The following is a 21,165-nucleotide window of genomic DNA, read 5'->3' as shown; positions in this document are numbered from 1 at the left end:
TAATTTAGAGATCTGGAATATTAGATTATCTTAGCTTAAAATTATATTTTTCTGCGCTTATATAGTTTTATCGATAGACTACGCTTTACGGGTAGAAAAAGGCTAGTCGTTATCATAAGTCTGAAGTGTTTTTAAAAACACTTTAAGTTTATCATAAAATTTGTCATCTATAAAATATTAAAACATTTAAATATCAAGAATAATTAGCATTATTGTGCTATTGGATAAATCACTAAAAAAATAGTCTGATTATAAGAAAATTTAAGCGCATCATGAAGTGTAGTATTTGTATAATTTTAGTAATATTCATATCTACAAATTTTATTAGTCTGTCAAAGACAATATGTTATAGAGATAATGATATTGATATCGCAGATCACGATAGTTGATTAACTTATAAAATATCTATTTATTAAAATGTTTATTTTTATAGTTTTACATATTGAGGGCAAGAGGTGTTTCGTTTAATTATAAAATAACTATTTAATTACTTTAAAGGGTAGTTTACGAAACCCCTTCATATGAAGGGGAAATATGGATTTTTTTGTTTGTGCTTGCAGTAAGAATATGATTGGTATCAACTAAATTGTTTTTAGTGCCAACCAGTATAAGGCGCTAGCTAATATAATGGCTACTGGAAGCGTTAATGCCCAGGCTAGAAGAATATTCTTTACGGTTTTCCCCTGAACACCTCCGCCGTCTACCAGCATAATACCGGTGATGGCAGATGAGAGTACATGTGTGGTGGATACTGGCATACCAGTATAGCTAGCGATACTTATTGAAAAAGCTGCGGTTAATTGAGCTGATAATCCTTGAGCATAGGTCATACCTTTTTTTCCAATTTTTTCACCGATTGTTGCAGCTATCCTGTGCCAGCCTACTATCGTTCCTAACGAAAGAGCTAATGCTACTGAGATAATGATCCACATTGGTGCGTATTCTATAGTATGAAGTAGATCTTTTCGCACATTATATAAGAGTCGTTTATCATCAGAAGATGTTTCTGGTAGTTTGGCTACTTTGTCGGTAGTATCGGCAAGACACATTAGAAGATATCGTATCTGAGAGCGTTCGTCCGCATTCAATTCATTGTAATTATCTAGATTTTTTAATAGTAACGAAGCATGGTTAATAGAAGATAATATGCTAGAACGAGTTAAATGGTTTTCTTTTTTGTCAGATAGATGATTTTCTATAATGCTCGTTTGTTTTTTATGCGAGGTTGAGGTGTTATTAGCATCGAAATTGTAAATACCTTTATTATCTTCTTTGATAGTTGATGATGTATCAACAGATCTAAGAACATATGTAAATGCACCTTGGTGCTTCGTATAATACATCTGTAAGCGTTTAGTCGCATTATGGGTACGGTTGATTTCGTAGTTACTGGCATTCATATTGACAACAAATCCTGAAGGTACAACACCTATTAGTACTAACATGATAAGTCCAATTCCCTTTTGTCCATCATTAGCTCCATGAGAGAAACTGACACTAGCAGCTGAAAAAATTAGGGCAATACGAGTCCAAAAAGGAGGATTTCGCTTTCCATTTATTTCTTCGCGTTCGGCTGGTGTCAAATGGATACATCCTCGTTTTTTTGTACAGTCCCAATAACGACGTAATACAAACACCATCGCTCCTGACAATATTAAACCTACTAAGGGTGAAATAATGAGTGATAAAAATATCTCAGTTAATTTAGATATATTCAATGCATTTACTATGGAAGTGTTTCTTACAATTGCGTTAGTTATACCTATACCTATAATAGCTCCAATAAGAGTGTGTGAGCTTGAAGCTGGTATACCTACATACCACGTAGCTAGATTCCATAGGATAGCTGCTAGTAACATAGAGAACATCATAGCCAATCCATGAGCTGAACTGACATTAAGCAACAGGTCAGTTGGCAAGAGATGAACGATGGCATAAGCTACACTTAACCCGCCCATGAGCACTCCTAGAAAATTAAATATTCCAGACATGATAACTGCTACTTGTGCACGTAGGGCTCGGGTATAAATTACGGTAGCAACAGCATTAGCTGTATCATGAAATCCATTAATAGCCTCATAAATTAGAACAAAAATTAATGCGATCACCAATATTAAACCGGTATGGAATTCCAAGCCGGTGAATAGATGTAGCATAGATAGTTACGCCGTTGTTTAGACATGAACAGAGGGCATTATCTGCGACAATAGGGTTTTGGTAAAATAGAAATATAACCTTTTTTTGAATTCTTTTTATAAAAATTGATGAACGTATAATACATTACTTTTAAATTCAAAAAGATACTGCTATTTTAATCAGCGAAACAAATATCAATTAAAGTTAATGTGATTCGTTTATTTTTGACAAGGTTAGATTTATTTTTAATAGAAACGTGATGTAGTTGTGGGTATTCATGTAGATGCATCGCTATAAGATTTATATGTTTTGTGGAATTCTTTTTTTTTTGATTTTATTGTTATCAAGTCTTTTACTATTTTTATTTTTTTAATGAGATGAGGCAGGTTTAAGAAGGGTTTTGTAAGATTTTTTTATAGTAGAAATAGATTTTTGCTAATGTGATAAAAGATGATAGTTAAATTTTTTAGATAAAGTTATTGTTTTTTATAAAAACGTTCATGAGATTGCGTATTAAAAGTATTTTTTAGTAAAACAGGTTTTTTCTGTTTACTTTACATCTTCTATCTTAGATAGAAAAAATAAAAACCATTGTTTTAACAAAATTATGAGTATTATTGGAGGTATTTCTAGTAATTTATTAGTGAGTTTTATCACTTTTATGATGTATTTTAATTGATATTTTGCACAATGAGCTTTATTACTAAAAAATTAATTAGTTAAAGATAATATGATAAAATTAACTAATTTTCTTGATAAATAAAAAAAATAAAAACATATTGCAACGTAATTTTTTCTACAAATATTGGTATTATTTATTTTTTTTTGATTTTTTTTGGATGTTTTATTTTGCTTGAAAGAACATGTTTTTTTACTAAATAAACGAGATGTTCATAAAATGCAACAATTATCAAATATTAACTTGTAAATAAATATAAATTTCTTTTTTTAAAGAGCTATAGAAAAAATTAAGTAATTATGGTTGTTTAAAAAAAAATAAAAAAAATAGTACTAGACATTTGGTAGTTTGGCATTTTAATAATATATTGGTTGTTTGAATAGTTTTTTATATTTTTATCATCTATCAAAATTCTGTGTCAATTTATTAGTTTAATAATGGCAAATTATTCCGATTTAAGTTGGTGTTGTAATTAGTTGTGATTCTTTAATAAAAAGTATTTTTATCCAAATTGGGTTTTAAATGGCAATATTCAATAAAAAACTATAACAATAGAATTGTTGGAAGTGTTGTCTGATGTATACTAGTATAGTACGTAAACTGTTGCTATAAACATTTATGTATCATATTACTACTATTATAGTAGATATCGGTTATTCATCGCTTTGTATTTGAATTTATTTAATTCTAATATTTTATTTTTTTAATAAAAATGTAAATTGAAAGTAATTTGTGTGGATTTAGAGAAAATTTTAGATGATATAAAAACCACAATAATTTAATAAAAATGCAAATAATACATTTTATCAGTTCAGCTATAATATTATAAAATTTATTAAAGTAATATTAGCTGCATAAGGGGTATTATTAAAGCAAATAAAATTTAAAAAGTAGACCATGAAAATTGAAGAGAGTTAGTAATTTGTTGTTTGCTTTATAAAAACTTTCGATTTTTTCATTTTTAATCCTTCACTTATATAAAATCACGATATATGTGTCACCGTGTAATGGTATTTGGAAAGAGTTAAATTAGATTTAAAAAAATCAAGTTACATATCTGCAAATAAGTTGCTAAGATTGTTAATATATTTAAATTGAAATAATTTTTCACTATTGTTTATAGACTTTTTATGTTTTTTATCAGCTATCTATGGGATATAAGTCTTGTATTGTCTTTTTTTTAAATTGTTGTTTTATCAATTTTATTAAAGAGTTGTTAAACTGGTTTGTCGTAGATGTCTCGAATTTATAGTGCTTGATAGGTAGTGTGTATATTAAAATGTTTTATCGACTCTTCCAAGTAATCACTTATATGCTTTTATAGCATACTAACATATTAATTTATTTGGTATTTTTGTTTGTAAGAGATAACTCTATCTTGGTTTTTTTTAAAAGTGTTTTATGTCAATAAAGAGTCTTGTTAAACTATGCGGTTATTACCATCGTCTAATGAGAACAAGTTTTTATACGTGATTTATTATTATGTAGTAATTAAGAATGATCGTTGATTTATCTTTGATTGTATATTCATAGTCTTTGAAAGTGTAGATACTTTGTATTATTGAAGACTAAGGTTATTGTATTTTTTCTTCCAAGAATAGATAGATAAATCATATTGTAAGAATAATATTTTTATTGGGAAATTTATTCAAGACAACTTATTTATTTTTCAACAGTAGATGCTTTTACAATAAAGATAAATATGTATTATGTAAAAATTTCATTTACGACTAATTTTTTAAGTTAGATACTAGAATTAATGACTAATTTTGTGTAGTACCATTAATTGTTAGTGACGGTTTCTCATAAATCTGAGGTTTTATTGTCCATGTTTCATATTGTTGCGTCTGATCTAGATGGTACATTGCTCTCTCCATCACATAGACTGACTCCTTACACAAGACAAACTCTTCAATTATTAACATCGCGTGGAATTCATTTTGTATTTGCTACTGGGCGTCACCACATAGACGTAGCGCAAATGCGGAACAATTTAGAAATTGATGCTTATATGATTACCTCTAATGGTGCACGGGTGCATAACTATACTGGAGATTTGATTTTTTCTCATAATCTTGATGAAGATATTGCTGGTGAATTATTTTCAGTAGTACATAAAGATAGAAGAATTTTAACTAATGTTTTTAGGGGAGATGATTGGTTAATCAACCGTTTCCCAGTAGAGCAAGAAGATTTTTTTTGCGAATCTACCTTTAAATATCAAGTTTATCAGCAAGGAAGATTACCTACAGATGGTGTGTGTAAAGTTTATTTTACTAGCGAGGATCCTTATCGGTTGCAGTTGTTAGAAAAAGAACTAAACTCCCATTGGGAAAATCGGGTTAATGTAAGCTTTTCTACCCCTCTTTGCCTTGAGGTGATGGCAGGAGGCGTTTCTAAAGGGAGTGCGTTGCAACAAGTGGCTGGGTTTTTAGGTTATAAATTACAAGATTGTATTTCTTTTGGAGACGGAATGAATGATCAAGAAATGTTATCAATGGCTGGTAAAGGATGCATAATGCAAAATGCGCATCTACGTCTTAAGCTAGAATTACCTGAACTAGAAGTGATCGGTAGCAATAAAGAAGATGCGGTTGCTCATTATTTGAGTTCAATGTACCTAGTAAATGAATAAAAAATGTTGGCAACATATAGATGATCATGAATTTAGCGTGAATTGATTGCAATATTTAAATTAAAGTTTAATATTTTAAATATTTTTTTTATCGACCAAATTAGTATGGATGCTAATTGTTTTTTTATTCATAACTTATTTTTTCATATAGGTATATTTATTGTTAATAAATTTATTATATGTATAAATAAAATAGTGATGAGAATAATTTTTTTAGTTATATTCTCACTATAAATATTTTATCTTTCATTCAATAACGAATAAAAGTTTTAATTGGTGGGGTGTTCTGCTAGTAACGTTTTTTTTTGATTAGTTTAGATGTTTTATTTATTATGGTACGCAAAGCTGGTTATTTTCTTAAATGAAAACTAAGATATTTATGTAGTATAATTTAAGTATCATTAATTTAAGTGCACTTATTTCCTTGTTTCTTAGTGAATCTTTTTGTTCTTTATTGTGTTTATTGAAGAAAAAAAGTGTTGTTGATTTTTTATTAATTTAAGAAGTTTTAAATATATCGTTCAGATAAAAACTAACTATTGATTACAATATGACTTAAATTAGAAGTGAAATGAAAGTTTGAAATTAATATTTTATGTCTAAAAAGCAATATAACATCATCAAAAATTTTAAGGGAGGAATAAAATATAAGACAATAAAATAAATTCTATTACATAGAAATCATTATAATGCGTAAATAACATGTTACTTCTTTTTATGTAAATAAATTTAGTGACTAAGATAATCTCTTAGAGAACAAAAATCATTTATTGGTAGACTTTATCATTTTAAACGTACGAATTTTTTATTAAAATCTTTCTTAAAACTATTTAAAGTTACTTAGATAGTTTTTTATGATAATATGAGCTATAGATTTTTAAGAGATTAAAATAGAAACTAATATAGATATAGATAAAATATACAACAGAGCATAATTTAACATTGTATGTTATAAAAAATAAAAAGTTATTAAAAAGAGTATAAGGTTGAATTTAATTTTTATTGCAAAATATGTAAAAATAGTATTGCAACACTAACAAAGTATGGATATCTTCAAAAGATTGTTATTTTAATATGCAAATAATAATCTTTATATAAGGCAGGTGTTAAACTCTATACAGAACAAGCGTGTTATAGTGCATAAAAATACGTTATTTTTCTAACAAAATAATCAATAGAAGTTAAAATGAAAACTAATAAATCTAGCAGCGATAAAAATATAGAAAAAAAATAAATATATTTTTTTCAAATTAACCTAATACATTACAATGAAAATATTAAATATTAAGAATGTTGCTTATAGTAAAACAATTAATCTGAGATAGATATCTTGCAATAAAGTTATTGAAAAGAAAAGAAGCTGATATAGCTACAGTTGGTAGAGCGCACCCTTGGTAAGGGTGAGGTCCCCAGTTCGATCCTGGGTATCAGCACCAGTTATTTTTTTAAAAAACTGTTGAATTAAATATCTTTAAAAATTTTTTTATAGAAAAAATAAATTTTATTATAAAACCTAAACAAAGTTTCTTACAGAAGAGATGAAATTTTATGTATTATATGAATAAGTTTTTTCTAAAACACCGGTATTATATATTGTAACTATAATTAGTTGTTTGATATGAAAAATTAATATAGGATTTCTTGTTTAGACTCGTTAATTTTTAATTAATTAACTTTTGTATGTTAACGATAAATGGAGGTATTAATTTAATTTCTATTATTTTTTTCTTGTTCGTAAATGAAATAAGGTCTAGTAGTTAAGAATTGAGGATAATATAGTAAATTATATTTAATATATTTTAATCATAAATTATTTTTACTTTTTTAAATTATAAAAACATTGTGATAAACATTAAAAAAACTTGTAAAACGTTTTATTAAAAAATCGCTATATTGAATATATAGTAAAATGTAAAGTGATTTTAAAACAAATGAAATCTATTTGATGATTTTATAAAATTAGTCAGTTAAGATTCACATGAAAATTAATCAATATAGCAATCGTATTTGAAATAACATATATATTTTTTATAACCGACCAGGGGAATTATAGTGGATTATATTTTTTTTATTTATAAATTTTTAAAATAGTCTGATTTAAAAAAAAGAATATTTTAGCAATTAATGCCAATTTAAAATTTTTATATTATTTATTATATAAATTTTATTTGTAGTGTTTTGTGGAATGAAAAGATAAAAGAGAGTATATATATTCGTAAATGTTTATTAGTTGTCTATGTTTTATTTATAATTTATTGTACAAACTGAGGGTGATAATATAACAAATAATCTATCAGAACAATAGCAAAATTGATTCAGAAATAGGTAAAGCACGGATTTTAATACAGGGATCGTAATGAGCATGACTTATCCTTTATATTTCTAGTTTCGAGTTCGGTTATTTAACACAACACTAGGAGTTGACTTTGAGGCGACATGAGTGACGAAATTGGATTCATTATTAATCCCATTCGGTATGGTTTATTTGAAAGATTTTTCAAAGGTGATTTCGTTTTTTATCTTCAGTTCCCAGTTTTATAACTGAATGTTTCTTCTATATTTTTACTATTTTCTTTCTTTTGGAATACTCATAGTTAAATGAGATAGATCTGATATAAAAACGATAAAACACCGGTTTTTTAATATCGGTGGGGATTCGTTATAAGCTATAATTGTTATTTTAGGGTCAATAGAATCGCCTTGTTTTATGTTTCATATTAATGAATATAATTTTTTAAAACAGTCAATATATTAGAAAAATAGATTCTTCTTTATATTTCGACTTTTGAAAAAAATATTTTTGCGATGGCGACGGTAGTGTATCGTATTATTTTTTTTCGTGCTGAAACCTGACTACCGTTGCTATAATTAGGTTTTCCATATTTTTATTATCAGTATAGTCCATGTGACTAGGACGGTAGAGATGAGAGTAAATAACTATTTATAGTTTGAATAAAGTAATTTAATATTTAAAAAAAATATATGTTAACAAAATTGTGGAGCTAAGCGGAATTGAACCGCTAACCTCCTGCGTGCAAAGCAGGCGCTCTACCAATTGAGCTATAGCCCCATATATTTTCTTACTTAAGAAATCATGTTTTAACAAAAAAATCAAGTTTATATAAAATTGTTTTTTTAAAACTTGATTTTTCAATTAATTTACTTTTAGATTTTCTTAAATGTAAGAGATACCAATTTATATTGGTAAAACCAATACGTGGTAGGCTTGAGTGGATTTGAACCACCGACCTCACCCTTATCAGGGGTGTGCTCTAACCATCTGAGCTACAAGCCTTTATTTTTTTTTATAAATGAAATAAAATATGATATATTTTAAGCTAGTTTTTTTATATACATAGTAATATAATTATCTTAATTTTTAAAATAAATTATGATACTTTAATGTTAAAGATAATTATACCACCATTTCCAAATTTAGTCAATTTATTTAATACTTTTTCTTAATTATTTTACTTTTTTTTAAATAGAATGATTCATAAAAAAAAGTTTGTTTATAACTATAATAGCTAGATTAATTTATTCAGATTCGATTTAAATTATTTAAAACTTTAATTTTAATTAAAATTTACCAACAAAACTACTATGTATTTTTTTATAAAGCAGTAGAGTAAAATTATATTTTATAAGATCTTGGTCTTGCTTGCTTCCAATAAAGTGTTTTATTTATTTTTAATAAACTTATCCTGAATTACACCATAAAATTAATTATAATTTTTTAGGTTTTTTATAAAACAGATATATTGATTTTTATAAATTAAGACAGTAAGTTACTCAGATCCCTTAAAGTGATTGTCAATAAACTTAAAATATTATATTAAGAGTAAAATATCGTGTAATGTATGTTGATTTTTTTCACTAAAGGACTTATGTATGATAAGATAGTAAAAATTTTATAAATTCTGACAACATTTAATGTCTGGTTCAGTTTTAGGAGGTATAAATAAACAATTTATTTTCACTTTTTTCATGTTTAAAAAACTAAGTAATAGGTGGATACCCTCTTATAGAAATGTCTATTCTAACTACGTTGTTTTCGATCAGGATATAAATTATTGCGATATTTTCATTATGCAGGATTTATATATGTAATTTTGCATAGATTGATGATAAATATAAAAATCTATAGATTTTTATATTTAATAATAAGAAAACTATCAGTTTCGTTAAATAGTTTTAACAATCTTTTCGAATAAAATTTGAATTGTTTTAGCCTATAAAATAATAAGATAAATTAATATCATTCTATCTTAAAAAGATAATTTTAAAAGAGAAAGTTGATTTTCGTATTATTTTAATATAGTAAAATTCTAATTATGGTTAAAACTTAGTATAAATATAAAAAATATTTTTACCTCCTTACAATGTTGTTTATTTTAATTTAAAGTTAATTGAATGAATATAAATAATATTTAATGATTGTTTTGAACAATATTTAAATTCATCTTAAATTGGAATATGATGATGCTAAATATTTTTATGATATTCATTTTTACAGGGGTGGAGAGACTTGAACTCCCAACTCCCGGTTTTGGAGACCGGTGCTCTACCAATTGAACTACACCCCTATGTAGTATGGCGGTGCGGACGGGATTCGAACCCGCGACCCCCGGCGTGACAGGCCGGTATTCTAACCAACTGAACTACCGCACCATCTAAATTAATTATAAAAATAAAATATAGCGTTATGTGATTTTAAATGATTTTTTATTTTCTTTATATTTCTAGATTTGTCTGGAATTTAGTTGTTTTTAAAGTTTTAATTGTTTTAAAGCGTTACATGACAAAAACGAGGGAATTCTTCAATGAATTTATATTTCATATTTATTTAATTTTATTATTTATTATATTTAAGGTTATTCATATTCGGTTTTTATTTGATATATGCGATTATAAGTCGTCAATATTAAAGTTTTTTTTATACATTTTGTCAACATTTTTTTTAGTTCTTAATTTTTTTTCTTACAATATAAATCATAAGATTTTGTTTTAATGTTATATAAAGATAATTTAATATGTTTGTTTAGTAGGTTAACTTGCTCCAATTTTAATATTGAATTTATATTTGTCGACATAAACATCATTCAGGTTTTTTTATTATTTTATACGATATCAAATGATGTTAATTTAAAATGAAGCAATAATTTATATATTATTATTCTAAATAATAACTATTTGTAGACTATCTATTAATATGTATTACATACCAGTGATTTTGTATTTTTTTGGTTTAAAAAGAAACAAATCAAGATGTAACTTTCAATCTTATTTTAAGGTCATAAAATTTATCTATATTATAGAGTATCTTGACTATAGCTCAAATAAGTTGAATTTATTCTAAAGTCTCGAAAGAAGAGAATACTTAAACAACGCTATTCTTTTAAATATATAAATGCACAAAAATTATTGGATAGTATGTAATGATCATTTATACTACATATTAGTTACAAAAATATTATAAAGAATTATACTAATTTTTATATATTTTAATTTTAATAAAGTTTAAATTTTATACAATCATTGCCTAATCGCTGATATCAATAAACGAATAACATTACTCGACATAAAGTTAATCTAGTAGTTGCGAAGCAGATCGGACATATCTATAATAATTAACTAATTAATTTAAATGAATAAATTTTATTAAAATCGTTAAAAATAAAAAAAATAATTTAATGTATATTAATATTATTAAAATAATTATTTATAATCAGTTAACAACGTATATAATATAAAAATACTTATCTTCTAAATCGTACCTGATTGGTTAAATTTAGGATAAATCTTAATGATTGATTTTTATAAATTGTAAAAGTTACTTTTAATTAGTATAGTAGAGGAGGATAGTTAGTATCCCTTAAAAGGGATATTTCTTTGATTACTCTACTAACAAACACATATCATATTATTAATATTTCTATAATGAGTAAAAATTAAAAAATTAGATTAGATTATTACGTAGGTGTGATTAATTAAAAGATACAATATTCTTTATATAACTTATGATAAATATAGTACAACGAAAGCAGTTTGTTTATTAGTCATGAGTTATTGATGCGTGGGGTTACATGCTGATCTGGTAGTGTTATGCACAGCATATCTTAATCGATAAGATAGTTATTTATAAAGATAGTTATTTATAACTAAATTGAATTTACTGTATAACAATCAAATAATTTAATAAATTAATATCTTTTAAAAGTATTAAAACTTGACTCATATTTAACAATAAATATGGATTATCAATCCGGGTTGAGTATTTTTTTTTAATTGAAAATTTGTTAAAGAAAATTAATTACCAAGCTTAAGAATCTAAGGAAGTTTTAAATCTTATCCTTACTAAATTAATTGGTGTATAGCTAGCAAGTGATCTAATAACTGATATTTTCACAAAAGGGTAAAGATGACCCCATTGATTGTAGCGTTAACCGGTGGTATTGGAAGTGGAAAGAGTCATGTAGCTAATATTTTTTCTAGGTTTGGAGTACCTTTAGTAGATACCGATGTAATCGCTAGAGAATTATTACAACCAAAAAGTCTAGTGTTGGACATGATTGTAGAATATTTTGGTTTAAGCGTTATAAGAAAAGATTATTCATTAGATCGCTCTAAATTACGAGCTCGTATTTTTAGAAATCAAAAAGAAAAAACATGGTTAAATAGTTTTTTACATCCAATTATTTTAGAAAAAAGTGAACAACAATTTCGTACTATTAGCGCTCCATATTTACTATGGATAGTACCACTTCTCGTAGAAAACAACCTGCAACAACGCGCCAATCGGGTATTGGTTGTACATGTAGATCCCGAAATCCAAATCGCTCGAACGGTAAGTCGAGATAAAATTAGCCGAGAGGAAGTAATAAAAATTTTGAGAGCTCAAGTGTCGTCTCAACGACGTTTAGATTATGCAAATGATATTATTCATAATAACGGGCTTCCTGAAGAGGTTATTGAGTCTGTTACTATGTTGCATCATCTTTATCTTAAACTTGCACATCAATAACCTTATAGTAAGTTATTAACTGAATCATTTTCATTTAGAAATAAAATAACATATATGACTTTTTACATTCGCTCTACGGTTTGGATTCCTAGTAAATCCAGGCCTTGTTTTATTGTGCGCGCAGTAAGTATGGCTAATTGTAGTCGACTTTCACGTAAAGCTGCATCTGCAGTTTTCAGGATCGGACATTTTTCGTAAAAAGTAGAGAACAATACAGCTAAATCATATAGATAAGAACAAAGAACATGTGGTGTTCCGCGAGATGCAATAATAGTAATCGTTTCTTCTAACTTTAATAAATGAACTGCCAGTTGATGTTCTGAGGTTGTTTTTAAAAAAAATTGTTTATTAAGATTTTGATTGTCTTCCTTAATGCGTTTAAATATTGAGATAATACGAGCGTAGGCATATTGTATATAGGGAGCTGTATTACCCTCAAAGGTAAGCATGTTGTCCCAGTTGAAAACATAATCAGTATTTCTATTTTTCGATAAATCTGCATATTTAAGCGCACCAATTCCTATTATTTTAGCTAAAGTTTCTAACTCTTTAGTATCTATTGCAGGGTGTTTAGCCAATACCACACGACGGGCACGTTCTAGCGCTTCATCTAGTAGATCGACTAACTTAATGGTGTTTCCTGCTCGAGTTTTAAAAGGTTTTTTATCTTTTCCTAGTATCATACCAAACATATGGTGTTCAAACGATACCGATTCAGGGATATAGCCCGCTTTTCGCGCAATAGTCCAGGCTTGAACCAGATGTTGGTGTTGTCTGGAATCAACGTAATAGATTACCCGATTAGCTTGTAATGTTTCATAACGATATTTCGCGCAAGCGATATCGGTGGTGGTATACAGATAAGCGCCATCTTTTTTTTGAATAATTACCCCCATGGGGTTACCTTCTTTATTTTTAAATTCATTTAGAAAAATAATGGAGGCTCCCTTGTTGACGACAGCCATCCCTTTTTCTTTTAAGTCTTCAACAATATCTGACAGCATTGTGCTATAAAGACTTTCTCCCATAATATCTTCGCGTGTTAATGTGACATTCAGGCGTTCGTAGATTTTTTGATTTTGTGATATAGTTATATCGACTAATTTCCTCCAAAGTTGTCGGCAATATTCGTTACCTTTTTGGAGTTGAACTGTATAGCTGCGCGCGCGTTTAGCAAATTCTAGATCCTCGTCGTAATGCTGCTTAGCAGCACGATAGAAATTTTCTAATTTTGAAAGATTTATTGTTGTTTCATTAGTATACTGAACTTTTTCTAAGTAAGCGATTAGCATTCCGAACTGCGTTCCCCAATCACCTATATGATTAGCTCGAATAACCGTATGACCCAAAAAAGATAAAGTACGAACTGAGGCATCACCGATAATAGTTGAACGCAGATGACCAACATGCATTTCTTTAGCAACGTTAGGTGAAGAATAATCCACTACAATAGTTTTTGGTAAAACAGCTTTAATGCCAAGTCGCGGACAGGATAGAGCTGCAAAAAGGTGTTTTTCTAGCCAACTTGATTGAAGAAAAATATTAATAAAACCAGGATCTACAATATCAACTTTATAGGCGATATCATTTAATTGTAATAAATTAACGACTCTTTCTGCTAGAAAGCGGGGTTGTAAACCAATATTTTTGGCGATCTCCATAATTCCATTAGCTTGATAATCGCCAAATTGAGGATTCGATGTTTGACAAACTTGTGGTTCACAATCGGGGTTTGCGCCAGCGGTGAGAAGAGCTTGATAGATTTTATTTGAAAGAAGATTCTGTATATTCATTATAAATACCTTTATTTTCAAGAGGATAGTGGTATTTGTAGATATAGTTGTATACTATAATGATAAGTTTTATTTATTTAGAGAGTAAACATGAACGTCTCGATGTAATATTTATTTTTTTTATGAAGTTTACATTTGATTAGCTGATTTTTAATTATATTAAGTTATTAATTTACTTTAATATAATTATATTTAAAATATTATTTTTTTGAGAAGTATTTTTTTAAATGATCTCTTAAAGTAAGACTTACTTATAAATAATAATTTTATTATAATTATTATAAGTTATTATCTAATTATTTTTGTGTATAGAAGAACATTGATTGTAACTTTTTTTTAATAAAGTTGGTAGTTTGTAAGCTATAAAATTTATTATGGATTTAATAATTGGCATATTGTTCCAAAATGTAATCTACATTTTATTGGTTTCCATAACTTTCTGTTTTTTAAATATGGTAATCAGACACTCAAAGTTTTTAACTAAAATGAGTTACTAAATTAGTATGTATTGCTATAAATAAAGAATGAATTTCTAACCAGAATACTTGCCCTTATTTATTTCTAAAACATGTTATTTTATCTATATATTGATTAATAATAAAACATCGTTATAACCTTGATTGTATAAATTAAATCAGTGCATTAAATTAGTTTATCATAGGTGTGATTTTTATTAACAATAGACAATTCATGATTAAGAAGCAGCGATTAATAAAAACAGTTAAATTAAATATAAAAAATATCTGTGGTAAATCCGATTTACTTTTGGTGAATACAAGAACCACAAGATCTTTTTTAGAATGTATACATAAGAAAAATAGTAGATACCTGAAGATTACAAGGTATGTGAATATTAAATTCACGATATAACTACTTTATAAAACACGTTATAGTAAGACTGACATACAAGTGCTAATTTTATATAATATATCAATATTTACCAGAAATCTTAATAAGTGTTTTCTAACTGTTATTACTATATAATGTCGATGACATTTCCAGGAGAAAATCACCTAATAAAATTTCTTATTTCTTCTTATGGATACTATAGGAATATTCGGTTATAAAATAAAAGTTAATTATCATTAGCATTTAGTGATTTAAATTATTTTTAAATGAAAAAAATTTTATAAAGTATGTAAATAAAGATACAGTTTATAAAAAACGATTTCAATCCGATCAAGTAGTAAAACTATATTACAATGATATTATAAATCATGTAGGTGCTTTGATGAATTATGTAAAATTTTTTATATTGATCTATAATAGCTATATTTTTTGTAATAGATCTTTTTTTTGGAGTGAAATTACTATTTACAAGTAAGTGTGATTTTTAAGATTTTCTTAAAGGTAAGTTATAAGAGAAAACAATGATAAAAAAAGCTATTTATCCAGGTACTTTCGATCCGATAACTAATGGACATCTGGATTTATTAACTCGTGCTACAAAAATATTTGATATTGTTGTGCTTGCCATTTCTGCTAATCCACAAAAATGTCCACTTTTTAATTTAAAAGAACGTCTTTCCATGGCCATCCAAGTCACTTCGCATTTGCCTACAGTAAGAGTTGCAGCTTTTAGTAACTTGATAGTAGATTTTGCTCGGCACCAGAAAGGAAATATACTTATTCGAGGGGTGCGTACAATTATGGATGTCAATTATGAAATGCAGCTAGCAAAAATGAATCGATATTTTATGCCGACCTTAGAGACGGTTTTTATGTTGTCGGATCAGGATTGGTCTTATGTTTCTTCTAGTCTTGTAAAAGATGTGGCGCTGCACGGTGGAGATGTAGATTACTTTTTGCCCGAGTTTATTGCTAAGGAACTTCAGGAAAAGTTAAGTATTTCATGATAAAATCAATTATTTTTAATGAAAACCGATCAAACGGATAACAGTAGCCACTGACGCTTTAAGTGGATTGTTGGTCATTAAAGAGATAAAGATGCTATTAAGACTTGTTAAAATATTATTTTAATAGATAATTAAATTTATATTTATTACTATTACATTATATTATTTTCGTTTGTCTATGATCATAGAGGTTTTTAAGTATTTAATGAAGAGTGAAAAAGTTAATTTTAATTAGAATATCTGCATATTACAGTATTGATGAATTTTATTTGTTCTACAATACAATTCAATATGATAAGTTTGTATTTGTTTATTATTTTAAATCAAAATTATCTAGTTGTTTTAATAATATGTTTAATTGATTAAAAATAAATAAGACATCAGGAGTGATTATTAATAAAGATATAATAAATCTATTATAGATAATAACATATGTTTTTATAAAAAAAATACAGTTTACATAAATATAAAATATTTTATATATTATCAATGTATATTAATTATTTTAATAATTTATTATTATTTAAATTTATTTTTTTAACAAAAAATCATATTTATATTAAATATTTTGATGTTTATATTATTAATATAATGTTTTAATTTTGAAATGTAGAATTTTTTTGAAAAAGTTTACAATGAGATTAGTGTATTTAATAGATGAAGTATTTAGAAAGGAAGTTTCTTAACAATATATTTAAATGCATTAATTATTTAACAAAAATATTCAAATAGCACAATTAGGTGCTTTGTATATAAATAATTATTAATAAAGCAATATAACAACATTATGTTTGTCTATACTGTAAATATATATATGCACATTATTTTATTTTGATTTTTAATTCGACTCAGATTTAATTAAAAAATAGTAAAGTGTTTACTTATTACCAAACGAATAGGATAAGCATAAGATATATTACCTTAAAAGTTAAGCATGAACTTTAAATGTTTTGTTAATTATTAACAAAGATTGCTAATTATTCTTAATGACAGTACGTATAACTAATATAATAACGTATTATAAAAGAAAAAATCAACAAACTAAAAGTAAGAACTATAGAAACAGTGGTGTTTACGATATAAAATTTATTATAACTGATTACGAATTGATAGAATCAGTGTTCATGTTTAATCCCTTTTGTAGATCACTTAAGTTTAAAAATATAAGAAGGATGCGGTAATAGTGATTATCATGCTTCAATTTATTAGTGATGTATAAATAATTAATTAGATAAAAACATTTATTTTTTTCTTGAAGAAGACTGAATTGCAATATTAGACTAATTTATACTATGGGGAGTTAGTGGTGAATAAAAAAATAAAATTTACAGAGTAATTGCGCATAAAAAAATAAAAAAATAAAGAATGATTATATATTTTAATATCTATAACAACAATTGTTGTATAAATATTTTTTCTTGAGACTATCTAAAATTCTTTGAAAGAAAATATATCAATAGTTATAACTATTTCTTTATATTAAAGAGTATTAAGGGAATAATTTTCTTTACAAATAGACAAAAAAGATCTGTATATTTATAGGAGATAATCTTTATCTAAAAAAAAAGAGCTAATTATCAATATTTATTTCGAAGAGATCGCTATATTTAACGTTATTTATGAACGAATAATAACAGGGTATAAAATTATAAAATGAATACGATTATAGATAATAATTACTAAGGAGTAATTCTATGAGCTTTCTTGCAGGTAAGCGTATTTTAGTCACTGGTATTGTAAGCGATCGATCTATCGCGTTTGGTATTGCTCAGGCAATGCACCGTGAGCAAGCAGAGCTTGCTTTTACTTATCAAAGTGTTAAATTCAAATCACGCATAGAAGGCTTTGCTGCTAAATTTAATTCTAAAATTGTATTACCGTGTGATGTGGCACAAGATAGTAGTATCGATGCTCTGTTTAGTAATTTAGCAGATATTTGGCCTAGTTTTGACGGGTTTGTACACGCGATTGCTTATGCTCCTAGTGACCAATTAGAAGGTGATTATGTTAATGTTGTTACTCGAGAGGGTTTCGCAATCGCACATGATATCAGCGCGTACAGTTTCGTGGCTTTAGCTAAATCTTGCCGAAAAATGCTACGCCCTAATGCTGCCCTTTTAACATTAACTTATTTAGGTTCGGAACGTGCCATCCCTTACTACAATGTTATGGGTCTTGCTAAAGCTTCTTTAGAAGCTAACACTCGGTATATGGCTAATGCTATGGGGAAACAAGGTGTTCGAGTAAACGCTATATCTGCCGGTCCTATTCGTACTTTAGCTGCATCTGGTATCAAGAATTTTAAGAATATGCTTGCTGCAGTTAAAGAAGCAACTCCTGTTCGAGATGTTATTACTATAGAAAACATTGGAAATGTTGCTGCTTTTTTATGTTCTGATCTGTCTTCGGGGATTACTGGTGAAGTGATACATGTAGATGGTGGTTTTAATATTGTAGCTATGAATGCACCGGATCTAGATTGATGTTTCGGAAATTTAGAACATTTAATGTGGTTTTATCATGTTTTTATTAACAACAAATCAAATTTTTTAGTTTAAAAAAAATAAATATTATTTAATTATAATAACGTTTGCGCTAAGATTTTTTTATTAATAATAAACATTATTGAAAAGCTGCATAATAAAGTTATTAACTTAAAAATAGTTTTTGGGTATTTTTTTTTATTAAAATGTTCACTGAATATATTACTTTGAAAATCGATGTTGTATTATCAGTTACATCTATTTGATTAAAATAATTTCTAAAATTATATTTACTTATTAAGATATTATTATTTAGTTGTATTTTGATCCGAATCTTTAATGAGATTAGTTAAAACATGAGCGATTTTTTGTTATTACTCCGTATTTAAATATAGAGGATTGCTTGTTTTTGTATAATATTGCGTAAATAATTTTATTATTTATTAAGCAAAATAGTTTTAAAATCTAATTAAAAAACAATTAATTATTTTAGTGACTGGTTACAATGAGTTTGATGAGAAAATTTTAATTTTGTTAATTTATGGATAAAATTTATACTATATGACATATAAAATAGAATATTTTTTAGAAAAATTTAATGTCAATTATCTCTACTTAAAGAATTTTTTTAAAGATGAGATAACCTTTTTTAGATCTATAAAAGTAATTGTAAAAAGATGGTAGTACGTTAATTTTCTACGTTTTTAACTTTTTTTATTTTCATAAAAATACTTTAAAAGTTATTCTTTTCTGATTTCTTAGCGCGACGAAGCAGTGTTAAAGCTGCTTGGTAAGCGTCTTTCCCCTGATAAAGCACTTCATAAATTTGCTCAGTAATTGGCATTTCGATGCCGTATCGAGAAGCCACTGCTAATACTTCTTTGGTATTACGGTATCCTTCTACTATTTTTCCAGCAGTTTTTTTTGCTATTTCGATAGTAATACCTTGTCCTATCAATATACCGAATTGGCGGTTTCGTGACTGATTGTTGGTACAACTAAGGATTAAATCTCCCAATCCTGCCATTCCCATAAAAGTTTCTGGGTTTGCACCCATCGCGGTTCCTAGTCGTGACATTTCAGTTAACCCCCGCGTAATTAATGCTGTTAAGGCGTTAGCGCCAAAACCGATACCATCAGAAATTCCGGCTCCAATGGCAATAACATTCTTTACTGCACCACCTAATTGAACGCCGATTATATCGGAATTACTATACACCCGAAAATTTTCATCACAGTGTAACAAACGCTGTAAATCGATGCTAAATTTTGAATCGGTAGCTGCCAGAGTGATAGCTGTGGGTAGTCCTTCCGCTAACTCGGAGGCAAATGTTGGCCCCGATAGAACTGCTAGGGGTATTTGTTTACCTAAAATATCTTCTGCCACTTCTTGTAAAAGTCTACCTGTTTCAGGATCTAATCCTTTTGTAGCCCAAACGATTCGAGAATCTGCCCGCAAATATGGCTTTATTTGTTTAAGTATAGAGCTAAACATGTGACTCGGTACTACAATTAGAATATTGGGACTAGCGGACAGGGCTACAGGTAGAGATATTTCTAAGTGTAGTGATGGTGGAAAAGCGATATTTGGTAAAAAAGCTTTATTGCAGCGTGTTAGTTTTAATTGTTGGATATGAGCGGGATTGTGCCCCCAAAGCAACACACTATGACCATTTCGAGCTAGGCTAATGGATAGAGCTGTTCCGTAAGCACCTGCGCCAATAACACTCATGGAAGCATTTTTGTACATAATTAAGTATTCTGCTAAATGGTCTGGTTATCTTTTCTTTTTTCTTGTTGAACGTATTTCATAAATAGGGTATCAAAATTAACGGGCGCTAAGTTTAATTGTGGGAAGGTTCCACGAGATACTTGGCTTGTAATGCACTCGCGAGCATATGGAAATAGAATAGTTGGGCAATATGCACCAAGGCAATGCGTAATTTGATTAGAAGTGATTCCGGAAATAGTGAATATACCTGCCTGATTGACTTCACATAAAAATGCAACATCTTTTCCTAACGTTGTTACTACGGTGACTCGTAGTATAACCTCATAAATCTTTTCCTCCAATTTTTTAGAGGTAGTATCTAGATCTACCTTGATTTCAGGATGCCATTCTTGGTGGAAGACTTGAGGGGAATGAGGTGTTTCAAAAGAAATATCTTTGCTGTAAATTCGGTGAATTTGAAAAACCATTTCAGTATGACTTGGTTTTGACATTGCAACACCCTTTATGTAAATCGCTCGATTAGACGCGATGATTAAAGCGGTCGACCTATTAGGTCAGGTAATGTAAGTAGTTGGTCAAGTTGGCCATTTATATCGAGTGCATATAAATCATCATATCCTCCTATATGTTTATTATTGATAAAGATTTGTGGGACTGTGGTCTGGCCGCTTATTTTTATCATCTCTTCTCTTAAGTCAGAACGTCCGTCAATAGAGATTTCCTTAAAAGAAATTTTTTTAGATGTAATTAATTCTTTTGCTCTATGACAAAATGGACAAGTTATTTTAGTATAAATTTTTATGTTAGCCATATTTTCTTTCTTATTT

General features: G+C 27.5%; 9 protein-coding genes and 5 tRNA genes. 5 read left to right on the top strand and 9 right to left on the bottom strand.

Annotation, left to right across the window (positions count from 1 at the left end):
* Positions 1-581: 581 nt before the first annotated feature.
* The gene (gene pitA / locus A35E_RS00445; RefSeq protein WP_014888709.1) at positions 582-2,156 is read right to left on the bottom strand and encodes an inorganic phosphate transporter PitA; all 1,575 of its coding nucleotides are present in this window, start codon (positions 2,154-2,156) and stop codon (positions 582-584) included.
* Positions 2,157-4,643: 2,487 nt separating this feature from the next.
* On the opposite strand from pitA, the gene yigL reads away from it, so the two are divergent.
* The gene (yigL, locus tag A35E_RS00440) at positions 4,644-5,450 is read left to right on the top strand and encodes a sugar/pyridoxal phosphate phosphatase YigL (RefSeq protein ID WP_014888708.1); all 807 of its coding nucleotides are present in this window, start codon (positions 4,644-4,646) and stop codon (positions 5,448-5,450) included.
* A gap of 1,359 nt (positions 5,451-6,809) precedes the next feature.
* Positions 6,810-6,886 (top strand) — tRNA-Thr (locus A35E_RS00435).
* Positions 6,887-8,447: 1,561 nt separating this feature from the next.
* On the opposite strand, the gene A35E_RS00430 is transcribed toward A35E_RS00435, so the two are convergent.
* The 4 genes from A35E_RS00430 to A35E_RS00415 form a co-directional block, all read right to left on the bottom strand.
* Positions 8,448-8,520 (bottom strand) — tRNA-Ala (locus A35E_RS00430).
* Positions 8,521-8,668: 148 nt separating this feature from the next.
* A tRNA-Ile gene (locus tag A35E_RS00425) sits at positions 8,669-8,745 on the bottom strand.
* 1,218 nt (positions 8,746-9,963) lie between these two features.
* Positions 9,964-10,036: transfer RNA gene (locus A35E_RS00420), tRNA-Trp, on the bottom strand.
* Positions 10,037-10,044: 8 nt separating this feature from the next.
* Positions 10,045-10,121: transfer RNA gene (locus A35E_RS00415), tRNA-Asp, on the bottom strand.
* A 1,750-nt stretch (positions 10,122-11,871) separates the two neighbouring features.
* Here A35E_RS00415 and coaE point away from each other — a divergent pair.
* Positions 11,872-12,474, top strand: a complete 603-nt coding sequence (gene coaE / locus A35E_RS00410; RefSeq protein ID WP_014888707.1) for a dephospho-CoA kinase — start codon at positions 11,872-11,874, stop codon at positions 12,472-12,474.
* 62 nt (positions 12,475-12,536) lie between these two features.
* On the opposite strand, the gene argS is transcribed toward coaE, so the two are convergent.
* Positions 12,537-14,267 (bottom strand): arginine--tRNA ligase, encoded by a 1,731-nt coding sequence (gene argS, locus A35E_RS00405; RefSeq protein WP_014888706.1) that lies wholly within the window; start codon positions 14,265-14,267, stop codon positions 12,537-12,539.
* A 1,370-nt stretch (positions 14,268-15,637) separates the two neighbouring features.
* Here argS and coaD point away from each other — a divergent pair.
* Together coaD and A35E_RS00395 are read left to right on the top strand one after the other, a co-directional pair.
* Positions 15,638-16,123, top strand: a complete 486-nt coding sequence (coaD, locus tag A35E_RS00400; protein ID WP_014888705.1) for a pantetheine-phosphate adenylyltransferase — start codon at positions 15,638-15,640, stop codon at positions 16,121-16,123.
* Positions 16,124-17,817: 1,694 nt separating this feature from the next.
* Positions 17,818-18,606: an SDR family oxidoreductase gene (locus A35E_RS00395; RefSeq protein WP_014888704.1), complete on the top strand. Its 789-nt coding sequence runs from the start codon at positions 17,818-17,820 to the stop codon at positions 18,604-18,606.
* Positions 18,607-19,339: 733 nt separating this feature from the next.
* Here A35E_RS00395 and gpsA read toward each other — a convergent pair.
* From gpsA to grxC, 3 genes are read right to left on the bottom strand one after another with little or no spacing between them, the layout of a single operon-like run.
* Positions 19,340-20,356, bottom strand: a complete 1,017-nt coding sequence (gene gpsA, locus A35E_RS00390) for an NAD(P)H-dependent glycerol-3-phosphate dehydrogenase (protein ID WP_014888703.1) — start codon at positions 20,354-20,356, stop codon at positions 19,340-19,342.
* A gap of 14 nt (positions 20,357-20,370) precedes the next feature.
* The gene (gene secB / locus A35E_RS00385; RefSeq protein WP_014888702.1) at positions 20,371-20,829 is read right to left on the bottom strand and encodes a protein-export chaperone SecB; all 459 of its coding nucleotides are present in this window, start codon (positions 20,827-20,829) and stop codon (positions 20,371-20,373) included.
* Positions 20,830-20,870: 41 nt separating this feature from the next.
* The gene (gene grxC, locus A35E_RS00380) at positions 20,871-21,149 is read right to left on the bottom strand and encodes a glutaredoxin 3 (protein ID WP_014888701.1); all 279 of its coding nucleotides are present in this window, start codon (positions 21,147-21,149) and stop codon (positions 20,871-20,873) included.
* Between the last annotated feature and the right edge of the window lie 16 nt (positions 21,150-21,165).

Source organism: secondary endosymbiont of Heteropsylla cubana (assembly GCF_000287355.1).
Classification (GTDB): Bacteria; Pseudomonadota; Gammaproteobacteria; order Enterobacterales; family Enterobacteriaceae.
This window is presented reverse-complemented; position numbering and strand designations above follow the sequence as displayed.